General features: G+C 61.6%; 9 protein-coding genes and 2 pseudogenes. 2 read left to right on the top strand and 9 right to left on the bottom strand.

Annotated elements, in window-relative coordinates:
• Positions 1-153 precede the first annotated feature (153 nt).
• Positions 154-1,545 carry an aldehyde dehydrogenase family protein gene (locus BZ163_RS17770; protein WP_128871993.1) on the bottom strand — a complete coding sequence of 464 codons (1,392 nt, stop codon included), beginning with the start codon at positions 1,543-1,545 and terminating at the stop codon, positions 154-156.
• A 100-nt stretch (positions 1,546-1,645) separates the two neighbouring features.
• On the opposite strand from BZ163_RS17770, the pseudogene BZ163_RS17765 reads away from it, so the two are divergent.
• Positions 1,646-2,525: pseudogene (locus BZ163_RS17765) on the top strand (LysR substrate-binding domain-containing protein).
• Positions 2,526-2,579: 54 nt separating this feature from the next.
• Here the strand turns inward: BZ163_RS17765 and BZ163_RS17760 are convergent.
• The 7 genes and pseudogenes from BZ163_RS17760 to BZ163_RS17730 form a co-directional block, all read right to left on the bottom strand.
• Entirely contained in the window at positions 2,580-3,395 is an 816-nt protein-coding gene (locus tag BZ163_RS17760) for a CoA ester lyase (RefSeq protein ID WP_128871992.1), read from the bottom strand.
• Positions 3,392-4,234: a MaoC family dehydratase N-terminal domain-containing protein gene (locus BZ163_RS17755; RefSeq protein ID WP_128871991.1), complete on the bottom strand. Its 843-nt coding sequence runs from the start codon at positions 4,232-4,234 to the stop codon at positions 3,392-3,394. The genes BZ163_RS17760 and BZ163_RS17755 overlap by 4 nt, the downstream gene beginning before the upstream one ends.
• Positions 4,235-4,271: 37 nt before the next feature.
• A pseudogene (locus tag BZ163_RS17750) lies at positions 4,272-5,475 on the bottom strand (CaiB/BaiF CoA transferase family protein).
• An 18-nt stretch (positions 5,476-5,493) separates the two neighbouring features.
• Entirely contained in the window at positions 5,494-6,657 is a 1,164-nt protein-coding gene (locus BZ163_RS17745; RefSeq protein ID WP_128871990.1) for an acyl-CoA dehydrogenase family protein, read from the bottom strand.
• 66 nt (positions 6,658-6,723) lie between these two features.
• Positions 6,724-7,320, bottom strand: coding sequence for a thiamine pyrophosphate-dependent enzyme (locus BZ163_RS17740; protein WP_128871989.1), 597 nt, complete (start codon positions 7,318-7,320; stop codon positions 6,724-6,726).
• A complete protein-coding gene (locus tag BZ163_RS17735) occupies positions 7,308-7,847 on the bottom strand; it encodes a thiamine pyrophosphate-binding protein (RefSeq protein ID WP_128871988.1) in 540 nt (179 codons plus the stop codon). The genes BZ163_RS17740 and BZ163_RS17735 overlap by 13 nt, the downstream gene beginning before the upstream one ends.
• Positions 7,848-8,133: 286 nt before the next feature.
• Entirely contained in the window at positions 8,134-9,510 is a 1,377-nt protein-coding gene (locus BZ163_RS17730; RefSeq protein WP_128871987.1) for an MFS family transporter, read from the bottom strand.
• Positions 9,511-10,011: 501 nt separating this feature from the next.
• Here BZ163_RS17730 and BZ163_RS17725 point away from each other — a divergent pair.
• Positions 10,012-10,935, top strand: a complete 924-nt coding sequence (locus BZ163_RS17725; RefSeq protein ID WP_128871986.1) for a LysR substrate-binding domain-containing protein — start codon at positions 10,012-10,014, stop codon at positions 10,933-10,935.
• 38 nt (positions 10,936-10,973) lie between these two features.
• Here BZ163_RS17725 and BZ163_RS17720 read toward each other — a convergent pair whose 3' ends face one another.
• Positions 10,974-11,198 carry a YgdI/YgdR family lipoprotein gene (locus BZ163_RS17720; protein ID WP_128871985.1) on the bottom strand — a complete coding sequence of 75 codons (225 nt, stop codon included), beginning with the start codon at positions 11,196-11,198 and terminating at the stop codon, positions 10,974-10,976.
• Positions 11,199-11,401: the final 203 nt, after the last annotated feature.

Here is an 11,401-nt window from a genome sequence, read left to right as displayed (position 1 = left end):
AAGCCGGCTCCTACACAGGGTTTGGCGTTTTCCGCAAACCATCGGTACGCAGGTAATCGTGTAGGAGCTGGCTTGCCAGCGAAGGCGGCCTTGAGCCTTGCAGCGCCCATGCAGACGCCTTCGCCAGCAAGCCGGCCCTACACAGGGGACCCATCAACGTCGATCCAGCCACACTGTCTGCGCATTGCAGAACTCGCGGACGCCGAAGTGCGAGAGCTCCCGGCCAAAGCCGCTTTTCTTCACGCCGCCAAAGGTCACGCGCGGGTCGCTGGCACAGTAGCCATTGATGAACACGCCGCCGGTTTCCAGTTCGCCGGCCATCTGCTGCGCCAGCTCGACATTGCGCGTGTAAATGGTCGCGGCCAGTCCGAACTCGCTGTCGTTGGCCAGCGCCAGGGCATGGGCGGCATCTCGCGCGGTAATGATCGAGGCGACCGGGCCGAACAGTTCCTGTTTGAACGAGGTCATCTGGTCGGTGACATCGGCGAATACCGTAGGCTCGTAATAGTTGCCAGGACCTTCAGCCTTTTTGCCACCCAACAGCAGGGTCGCGCCTTCTTCCAGGGTGTCGCGGACTTGTTGATCGAGTTCATCGCGCAGGTCAAAACGGGCCATGGGACCGATATAGGTATCGGCCGCCAATGGATCGCCGACCACCAGTTGGCGCGTGGCTTCGACGAACTTGCGCGTGAATTCCGCGACGATGTCTTGCTCGACAATCAGGCGCTTGGCCGCCGCGCAGACTTGCCCGGTGTTCTGGTAACGGCCAATGACGGCGGCTTTGACGGCTTCATCCAGGTCGGCGTCGTTGAGCACGATGAACGGGTCGGAGCCACCCAGTTCCAGCACGCACTTCTTCATCGCGGCACCGGCCTGGGCGCCAATAGCCATGCCGGCGCGCACGCTGCCGGTGAGGGTCACCGCGGCGATGCGTGGATCGGCGATCGCCGTGGAGACGCCGTCCGGCGTGACATTGATCACCTCGAACACGCCTTGCGGGAAATTGGCGAGCTGCAAGGCATCACGCAGCAAATAGGCCGATCCCATGACGTTTGGCGCATGCTTGAGGACGTAGGTATTGCCGGCGATCAAGGCTGGCACCGCACCGCGCAGCACTTGCCAGATCGGGAAGTTCCACGGCATCACCGCGAGAATCGGCCCCAGCGGGCGATATTCGATGCGCGCCTTGCCACCTTCGACCATCGTCGGCTCGGCGGTCAGCATGGCCGGGCCGTGTTCGGCATACCATTCACACAGCTGTGCACACTTTTCGATTTCGCCGCGCGCCTGGGCGATGGGCTTGCCCATCTCCAGGGTGATCATGTTCGCCATTGCGGCGGCGTTGTCGCGCAATGTCCGGGCGAGCACGACCAGGGCCTGGGCACGTTGCTCGACAGGCGTATGACGCCAGGTCGAGTATCCGGCAGCGGCACGGGCCAGGGCGGCGTCCAGGTCCGATGCGGACTGGAACGGATAGTGGCCGATCTGCTCGCCATTGGCGGGGTTGATCGAAATGGCATGGGTGAGGCTGGAAATCTGGCTCATGGCACCGTCCTGCTGGGTGGGTATGGGCTCAGATTAAGCTGGCGAGCGGGTTCTGGAAACTGAATAATACTGAGTATATCGTTCACGTTTGGAGAATGACTTGGATCTGGTACAGCTCGAGATTTTCAAAGCCGTGGCCGAGCACGGCAGTATCAGCGTGGCCGCCCAGCATATACATCGGGTGCCTTCGAACCTGACGACGCGGATCAAGCAGCTGGAGCTGGACCTGGGCGTGGACCTGTTTATCCGCGAGAAGAGTCGGCTGCGCCTGTCTCCGGCGGGGTGGAGTTTTCTCGACTATGCCCGGCGTATCCTCGACCTGGTCCAGGAAGCCCGGGCCACAGTGGCGGGCGAGGAGCCGCAAGGCTCGTTCCCCCTGGGCTCGCTGGAGAGCACCGCGGCGGTGCGCATCCCCGAGCTGCTGGCCGCCTATAACCAGCGCTACGCCAAGGTCGAGCTGGACCTGTCCACCGGACCTTCCGGGACCATGATCGATGGCGTGCTGGTCGGGCCGGCTGGCCGCCGCCTTTGTCGACGGCCCGGTGTTGCACCCGGCCCTGGAAGGGGTGCCTGCATTCGAGGAAGAGATGGTGCTCATCGCGCCGCTGAACCATGGCCCGATTCTTCGCGCGCAGGACGTCAACGGCGAGAGCATTTATGCCTTCCGCTCCAATTGCTCCTATCGGCATCACTTCGAAAGCTGGTTCGCCAAGGACGCAGCGGTGCCCGGGCGGATTTTCGAGATGGAGTCCTATCACGGCATGCTGGCCTGCGTCAGCGCCGGAGCCGGCCTGGCGCTGATGCCCCGCAGCATGCTCCAGAACATGCCCGGCTGCGCCACGGTGAGTGTCTGGCCGTTGTCGGAGTCGTTCCGGTTCCTGCGCACCTGGCTGGTGTGGCGCCGGGGCACGGTGTCGCAAAGCCTGACCATGTTTGTACGGCTGCTGGAGGAGCGCGGGGTGGTGCAGGCAGAGGCGTAAATAACGGGCGCCGATCGCTGCTCCCGTTACAGGTGTCGCGGTGAAACCTTCGGGTTAATTCGCGCGCCCGAGGATCGCTTGAGCGCGCGCAATGACCGGCGCATCGACCATTTGCCCATCCAGCACGAACACCCCTTCGCCCGAGGTCGCGGCCTCCATGATGCGCTGCGCCCAGTGCCGTTCTTCAGGGCTGGGTGTCAGCGCTTGATGGATGATCGCCACCTGGCTTGGATGGATACACAGCGCGCCGCCAAACCCCATGTCGCGGGCAAACTGAACGGCGTCATGCAGACCTGCGGTGTCCTGGATCGAGGGAAAGACGCCGTCGAGCGCCGGGGCCAGGCCGGCGACCCGGGTGCCGAGCACTACCGCGTAGCGGGCGTGGCTGAGGAACGCCTCGGCGGCGCGGCTACCGGTGGTCAGGTTCAGGTCCAGTTCCAGATCAAGGCTGCCGAACGATAAGCGCTCGACACCCGGGGCGCCGGCAATGTCGTGCAGTGCAGCCAGGCCTTTGGCGCTCTCGATGATCGGCCAGACCGGTTTGCCAGTGCTGGCCGCTGCATGCACCTGTGCCGCGCTTTCCGCCTTGGGCAGCAAGACCCCGATCACACCGGCATGCTGGCGGCACAGCTGCAGGTCCGCAGCATGCGCGCGGTGATCCGGGGCATTCACTCGCACCAGAATCCGCGCATCCGGATTTTCGCTGAGGAAGCGCTGCAGATTGTCCCTGGCCTGGTCCTTGAGGTTGTCCTGCACGGCATCTTCCAGGTCGACAATGACCCGATCCGCACCAGTGGCGATGGCTTTGGGGATGCGCTCGGGGCGCGTGGCCGGCACAAACAGGGCGGAGCGAACAATCGACGGACTCATGGCGTTTCTCCCAGGCTGAACTCTACTTCGCCGACTTGTGCGATGCCGTCCTGATTGCCCGCCCAGACCTGCGCCTTGCCGCTATCGATCAAGCGTCCACCGACCTCGAAGGGTTGGGGCGAAATCAACGGTCGCAGGCCACGGAAGGTGAACCGCTCCAGTCGCGCGGTCGGATGCGCTTTGGTAAAAGCGCGCAAGTTCAGGGTGGCGATCAGAGGCCCATGCACCACCAGCCCCGGATAGCCTTCGGTCTCGGTGACATAGGGCCAGTCATAGTGAATCCGGTGGCCATTGAACGTGACCGCGGAATAACGGAACAACAGGGTCGGGGAGGGAACGACCCGCTCCTGCCATTGGCGGTCGGGGAGCACTTCGGTGCCGCTCAGCTTGGGTGGGGTCGGTTCCCGATAGACAATGTCCTGCTCATCCTGCAGGGCACGTTGACCGTCCTGGAAATACTCGTGGCGAACCGTGACGAACAGCAACGACCCGGTGCGGCCGTGCTTCTCTTCGACATTGATAATGGTCGAGACACAGGTCACCTGCGCCTCCACCTTCAGCGGCTGGTAGAACTCGATACGGCTGCCGGCCCACATGCGATTGCGGTTGTGGGCCGGCGGCAGGAAGCCACCGAGGGCGGGATGACCGTCCGGGCCCAGTTCGTCGGCGCCCACTGGCTCTTGAAAGAACGCCCAGTGCCACAGCGGGGGAAGCGGTTGGCCAGACTGGGGTGCTACCTCGCCCAAGGTTGCGGCAATGCGTTTGACCAGGGTGAAACTGATTCGGTCCTGGCTTTCCTGGCGGCGGCCAATCCAGGCTGAAAAATCTAAACGGCTCATCGCTATTTCTCCTGTAGGTCGGTGATCGGGGTCACGGTCAGATCGCCCCGGCTGCACGCAGTTGTTCGATACGGTCCGTCCCCAGCCCCAATTCCCTGAGCACCTGTTCGGTGTGTTGACCCAGGCCCGGGACGGCATCCATGCGTGGTTCGAACGCACTGTTGCTGCCCGGCGGTATCAGGCTCGGCACCGCGCCGGCAGCGGTCTCGACTTGCCGCCAGCGCTCACGGGCCTTGAGTTGTGGATGGTCCCAGACCCCTTGCATGTCGTTGACCCGGGCGTTGGCAATCTGCGCATGGTCCAGTCGACCGATGACCGCATCGAAGTTGAGGGTCGAGAACGATTGGACGATCAAGTCCCGCAGCGCCTGACGGTTTTCGACCCGTTTGAAGTTGGCGTTGAAGCGCTCGTCCCTGACCAATTCCGGCGCCAGCAGCACCTTGTCGCAGAACAGCTGCCATTCACGTTCGTTTTGCAAACCCAGCATGACCGTGGTGCCGTCACCGATGGGGAAGGGGCCATAGGGGTAAATCGTGGCATGGGCGGCGCCGGCGCGTGGGGGCGGCGGCGCGCCGTCGTAGGCGTAGTACATCGGATAGTTCATCCACTCGACCAGGCTTTCCAGCATTGACACATCGATGTTGACTGCCTTCACCGGTTCGCCCGCGCAGCAGCAGGGCGGAGAGGATGCTGGAGTAGGCGTACATGCCGGCCGCGATGTCGGCGATCGAGCATCCGGCCTTGGCCATTTCTGCTTCGCCCGAGCCGCCGGTCACCGACAGAAAGCCGCCTTCGCTCTGGATCAACAGGTCGTAGGCTTTTTTCTTTTCATAGGGGCCGCCGGCGCCATAGCCTGAAATGTCACAAACGATGAGCTGCGGAAATCGCTGATGCAGCGCGCCGAACGAGAGACCCATTCGCGCAGCGGCGCCGGGTGCGAGGTTCTGCACGAACACATCGGCGGTGGCCAGCAGACCGTCCAGCACCTCGGTCGCCGGGTCTTGTTTGAGGTCGAGGGTCAGGCTTTCCTTCGAGCGGTTGGTCCAGACGAAGTGCGAGGCCAGGCCGTTGACGCGCTGGTCGTAGCCCCGGGCGAAATCGCCGACGCCTGGACGTTCGACCTTGATCACACGGGCACCGAGATCGGCCAGTTGTCGGGTGCAGAAGGGCGCGGCAATGGCATGCTCGAGACTGACGACGGTGATGCCGTCGAGCGGGCGGATGCTGTTGGGCTGGCTCATGATTTATCTCTCTTGTTATCAGAAAGAGCGCGGCAGTTCGAGCAGGTGTTCGGCAACGTACGACAGGATCAGGTTGGTGGAGATGGGGGCGACCTGATACAGGCGGGTTTCGCGGAACTTGCGCTCGACGTCGTATTCGCAGGCGAAACCAAAGCCACCGTGGGTCTGCAAGCAGGCGTTGGCCGCTTCCCAGGAGGCTTTTGCCGCCAGGTACTTGGCCATGTTGGCGCTGGCCCCGGCGTTCTCGCCGTTGTCGTATTCCTCGCAGGCACGCCAGCGCATCAGGTCGGCGGCCTCGATTTCGATATGCGCTTCGGCAATGGGGAACTGCACGCCCTGGTTCTGCCCGATCGGCCGGCCGAACACCACGCGGTCGCGGGCATAGGCGCTGGCCTTCTCGATAAACCAGCGTCCGTCGCCGATGCACTCGGCGGCGATCAGGGTGCGTTCGGCATTCAGGCCGTCGAGGATGTACCGGAAGCCTTTGCCTTCCTCGCCGATCAGGCTGTCCGCGGGGATTTCCAGGTTGTCGAAGAACAGCTCGTTGGTTTCGTGGTTGACCATGTTCGCGATCGGTTGCACGGTCAGGCCATTGCCGATGGCTTCACGCAGGTCGACCAGGAAGATCGACATGCCTTCGGACTTTTTCTTCACCTCGGCCAAAGGCGTGGTGCGTGCCAGCAGGATCATCAGGTCGGAATGCTGGACCCGCGAGATCCAGACCTTCTGGCCGTTGATCACGTACTTGTCGCCGCGCTTGACCGCCGTGGTCTTGATCTTGGTGGTGTCGGTGCCGGTGGTGGGCTCGGTCACGGCCATCGATTGCAGGCGCAATTCACCGCTGGCCAGTTTCGGCAGGTAATAGCTTTTCTGCGCCTCGCTGCCGTGCCGCAGCAGGGTGAACATGTTGTACATCTGCCCGTGAACGGTGCCGGAGTTGCCGCCACAGCGGTTCACTTCCTCGAGGATCACCGAGGCTTCGGCCAGGCCGAGGCCGGAGCCGCCGTATTCGGTCGGGATCATCGCCGCCAGCCAACCGGCGTCGGTCAGGGCCTTGACGAAGACTTCCGGAAAGCCTTTTTCTTCGTCGACCTTGCGCCAGTAAGCCGCGTCGAATTCAGCGCACAGGGCGCGCACGCCCTCGCGGATGGCATTGAGTTCTTCGGAGTTACGGTCAGTCATTATTATTCTCCTCAGCGCGTCACGCACGGTTTCTGCCCTGCGTGAGCGGGTCCGGGCAAAGAGCAATCAGATCGGGTTGAAACCCAGGGCAGTACGAAAGCGATTCTTGACGTAGTGACCGTCACGGGGTGGCAGCACCCGTGGCGGGTTTTGCGCCTTGATCTTGATCGTCGCGAGCTTGACGCCATCGCGGGTTGCAAAGCGTTCGCGCAGGTTATGCACGCCTTCCATGTCACGGATTTCATCGGTCCAGCTGAACCCGCAAGTCTTCGCCACCTGGTCCAGGGAAATACCAAAACCGGCGTGGCTGACCTGCATGCCGGTCTCACCGAAGTGACCGTTATCCAACACCGCGATAGTCAGGTTGGTGGGTTTTTGCAGCGCTACTGTGGCCAGCGCCCCGAAGCCCATGAGCAACTCGCCGTCACCGGTGACCACCACCACCGATTTGTCCGGTTGGGCGTTAGCCAGACCGAGGCCGACGGTGATGGCACTGCCCATGGCAGCCCACAGGTAGTAATTCAGATCGTTGTCGCCGGCAGCCATGACGTCATAGGACGCCGAGCCCAGGCCGGTCACCACCAGCACGTCTTTACGGTCGGCCAGCAAGGCCTTGACCACTTCGCGACGGCACAGGCTGTGGTTTGCGCTTACTTGACCCATTTCTTTTCTCCAATCAGGCGCTGACCGAGCAGCAGGGCAGTGGACGAATCACCGTTGAAGGCCATGGTCGCGGCACCGTGCAGCAGCGGGGCGACATCTTCCGGGACGTCCGCGCGCCAGGTCATGACTTTCATCAGGTTCAGGGCGGCTTCAGTGGCCTGGCCCATGGGGTTCTGCCAGGCGTTGAACTCGGCCCAGTCGCCGCGCATGGTGACCACCATCAACAGCGGGAAGCCGGCACAGACTTGCAGCGCCAGGGTGTTGATGCAGTTGCCGACGCCGCTGGACTGCATCAACAGCGCGCCGCGCTCGCCGCCCAGCCAGGCGCCGGCGAGGTAGCCGATGCCTTCTTCTTCGGTGGTGAGGACGACCGCCTTGATGTCAGGGTCTGCGTACGACATGCGGATGGCCGCCGAGTGGCCTGCATCCGGGACGAAGACCACGTGTTTGACGTCGTGGGCCTTGAGCACGCGGAACACGTCCTCCTGCCAGTCTTGTCCTGCGGTGTGTTCAGCTTCTGTTGACATGCCCATCTCCCAAGCAGTGCTGCTTTTGTGTTTTCACACATTCTGCGAGTGCTGGAAGTGAACTGCGACTACCGTTTTTGTCTTTGAGATATGCCCGATTGGTATAGCTGGCTGACCCCTGATCAACGCTGGCTGTAGGAGCAAGCTTGCTCGCGATGGACGTTAACGATAACGCCGGGTTTCCTGGATAAACACGACGCTCTCAGGTTCATCGCGAGCAAGCTCGCTCCTACAGTGACGCAAGAAAGGGCCCATGGGGCCCTTTCAAGTTACACATCGGTCATCGTCAGACCCTGGCAGTATTCGGCCTTGCCCAACCCTTCAACCCGGTCCGCTCTTCGATCTCCCCGGACCCGCTGATGTACCCATAACGCGACAGGTTCGGCATCAGCATCGAGGCGATGAACGTGATGCTCACAATGGCCGCGACATAGAAGAAGAAATACTCCTCGATCCCCTGGGATCTAAGCGACAAGGCCACGTATTCCGCGGTGCCGCCGAATGCCGCATTGCCGACGGCATACGGAAAGCCCACACCCAGTGCACGTACCGCAGGCGGGAACAGTTCGGCTTTGACGATCCCGGCGATCGGGGTGTAGAGCGACGCAATCGCCAGGCCGCCGAACACCAGCAGGAACGCCATGAACGGACTGCTGACCGACTGCAGGGAGTAGAGCAGGGGGATCACCAGCAGCATGGCCAACCCGGAAAACATCAGCATGTGCGCCTTGATTCCGATGCGGTCGGCGAGCAGGCCAAACAGCGGCTGGCAGAACATGAAGCCGACCAGGGCGGCGGTCATGATAAAACTCACCGTTTCCGGACTGAAGCCTGCAGAGATCACCAGGAACTTCTGCATATAGGTGGTGAAGGTATAGAAGTACAGCGATCCACCGATGGTGAACGCCACTACCAGGGCCACTGCGCGCTTGTGTTTGAACATGCCGCGCAACGAGCCGGCATCCTTGCGGTTCATGTCTTTTTTGGTCGCGGTTTCATGCATGGCGCGACGCAGATAGACCACGACGATCGAGCTCAGGGCGCCGATGAAGAACGGAATCCTCCAGCCCCATTCGCGCAATTCCTCGCCGGTGAGGGTTTGCTGAAGAATGACCACGGTCATCAAGGCCAGCAGCTGCCCGGCGATGATGGTGAAGTACTGGAAGGAGCCATAGAAGCAGCGCCGACCCGGTGTGGCGATTTCACTGATGTAGGTGGCGCCGGTGCCATATTCAGCACCCACGGACAGTCCTTGAATCAACCTGGCGACTACCAGCATCACCGGCGCGGCGACCCCGATCGTTTCATAGGTCGGCATGACGGCGATCAGCAGCGAGCCGGCGCACATCATGAACACCGAGATGATCATCGAGACCTTGCGGCCGCGGGTATCGGCAATCCAGCCGAAAATCCAGCCGCCGAGAGGGCGCATGAAAAAGCCCACGGCGAACACGCCGGCGGTCGCGAGCAACTGGGTGGTTGTATCCCCTTTGGGAAAAAACGAAGCCGCAAAATAGATGGCGGTATAGGCGTAGATGAAAAAGTCGTACCACTCCACCAGATTGCCTGAGCAGGCACCCATGATGGCCCTGACACGATTTTTACGGGTCAACGGGCCGGTCGTGGAAGCGTGGTCGGTTGAGTTAATAGTTGATGCGGACATGATGTTCACCCTTTTCTTCAAGGCGAGACGATACGAGGAGCACCCTGGGGCGTCTGCGACGTTGCTGGCTCGATGGGGCAGTTACGCTTAGCGCAGCGGCTTTGACCCGTTGACGATCAAGACTGAAGAGGGGGGATGCAGGCGAGCGATCAGCAGCTTGCTGACCGGGTGAGCCGGATAGCTCAGGCAAAGAGTAACGGTGTAGATCATGGCGCAAGCCCTCGAATCTTATTCTTGTAGTAAGTCGAGCGCTCTGGCGTCGACGTTGATTGCACGCTACCGCAGAGCGAGGAGGTAAATAAGCCGTCAGCCAGGCCTAACTGATATACCGAAATTCTATAGCTCCCTTGCAGCCCCGGCGGGCAGGGGGACAGACGCTGCGCGACAAGCGCCAGGCCCCCTGCGACAAAGGTCCGCGGCATTCCAAGGGGCGCCGATGCGTTTACACTGACAGCATGCTCGACGCATTTCGCGCCGAACCCGACTTTGACTGGCCTGGCAATGGATGTCGTTCAACTCAAGACCCTGATTCACGTGGCCGAACTGGGCAGTCTCAGCAAGGCCTCCGACCGGCTGCACATTGCACAACCGGCGCTCAGCCGCCAGATTCGATTGCTGGAAAAAGAACTCGGCACCTACCTGTTCGACCGACATGGCCGTGGCATGGAAATCACCGATGCCGGCCGCGAAGTGTTGGCGCATGCCACCCGGATCATGGACGAAATGGAGTCCATTCGAAGTTCGGTGGTGGGGGGAAAAGCTTCTTTTCGCGGCACGGTGATCATCGGTACCACGCCAACGGTGGCGGAAATTGTCACCGTGCCCCTGGTGCGCAAGATCAAGGAGGCGCACCCGGATCTCGCCATCAGGTTTTCCTCGGCCTTCAGCGGCTACCTGCTCGATTGGGTGCAGCGTGGTGAACTGGAGCTGGCAATATCCTACGATCCGCAACCGTTGCATACGCTGCGGATCGTGCCGGTGATGATGGAAAACCTGTTGCTGGTCGGCCCCGCCAGCGCCGGCCTGCGCCTGGATACGCCGGTGACGTTCGAGTCTTTGGCCGAGCAATCATTAGTGTTGCCGAGCGCCAAACACAGCCTGCGGGTGATTCTGGATAATTGTGCGCGGGACGTCGGGATCAAGCTCAACACCAGCGTTGAAGCCGACTCCTTCGGCGCCATGATCGATCTGGTCGGCAATGGCTTCGGCTTCACCGCGTTGCCTCTGGCCTCGATTTACCGGCAGATCGAAGCGGGAGTGCTCAGTGCCGCGCCCCTGATCGACCCCGTTCCGATGCGCAAACTGGTCCAGGTCTTTCCCGCTGACAGGCGAGTCAGTCCGGCGGCGAAATTTGTCGGGGATGCGTTCATCGAGATTGCCGCCGATCTGGTCAATCGCAACATCTGGGCCGGGCACCTGCTTTGAACAGGCTGCCCTGCTCGCGAAGAACGATTACGCGGTCTTCAGTCTTCCTTGCGGACAGTGGCCACTTCAGCAGCCCTGACCTTCACCTTCGCCCCGGAAATATCTTCAAACTCGTAAAAACCGTCCTTGGTTTCGGTGTCCGGCATGGCCTTGGTCAAATACTGGGTGCCGTTCTGCAGGGTCACCACCGTCGGTGTCGAGCAACCGGCCAAGGCCAGAAAAGCCGCCACGGCCATAGGCAAACCCAGAGTCTTGATATTCATACCCACCTCTCATCCTTTAAAAAAATGGCCCGCTGTCTTGTTCGAGCGTTATCGCAACCGTACCTCTCAGGCGGTTGGTGCGATGGATTGGCAGAAAGTTCGACAGGCGGCAAAAAAACCGGCCGATTGCCCGCCGCTGATCCTTTTCCGTTTGCACCGCATGGGGTGTAGCTGTTATCTGTACGCATAACCAGTACTCGCTC

This window comes from Pseudomonas sp. VI4.1 (genome assembly GCF_002029345.1).
GTDB lineage: Bacteria > Pseudomonadota > Gammaproteobacteria > Pseudomonadales > Pseudomonadaceae > Aquipseudomonas.
Note: the sequence above shows the minus strand (reverse complement) of the source record. Positions and strands in the feature narration are given on the sequence as shown.

Coding starts and splice junctions, on each gene's coding strand:
- BZ163_RS17770 (WP_128871993.1), bottom strand. CDS start 1,545: ATGAGCCAGATTTCCAGCCTCACCCATGCCATTTCGATCAACCCCGCC.
- BZ163_RS17760 (WP_128871992.1), bottom strand. CDS start 3,395: ATGAGTCCGTCGATTGTTCGCTCCGCCCTGTTTGTGCCGGCCACGCGC.
- BZ163_RS17755 (WP_128871991.1), bottom strand. CDS start 4,234: ATGAGCCGTTTAGATTTTTCAGCCTGGATTGGCCGCCGCCAGGAAAGC.
- BZ163_RS17745 (WP_128871990.1), bottom strand. CDS start 6,657: ATGACTGACCGTAACTCCGAAGAACTCAATGCCATCCGCGAGGGCGTG.
- BZ163_RS17740 (WP_128871989.1), bottom strand. CDS start 7,320: ATGGGTCAAGTAAGCGCAAACCACAGCCTGTGCCGTCGCGAAGTGGTC.
- BZ163_RS17735 (WP_128871988.1), bottom strand. CDS start 7,847: ATGTCAACAGAAGCTGAACACACCGCAGGACAAGACTGGCAGGAGGAC.
- BZ163_RS17730 (WP_128871987.1), bottom strand. CDS start 9,510: ATGTCCGCATCAACTATTAACTCAACCGACCACGCTTCCACGACCGGC.
- BZ163_RS17725 (WP_128871986.1), top strand. CDS start 10,012: ATGGATGTCGTTCAACTCAAGACCCTGATTCACGTGGCCGAACTGGGC.
- BZ163_RS17720 (WP_128871985.1), bottom strand. CDS start 11,198: ATGAATATCAAGACTCTGGGTTTGCCTATGGCCGTGGCGGCTTTTCTG.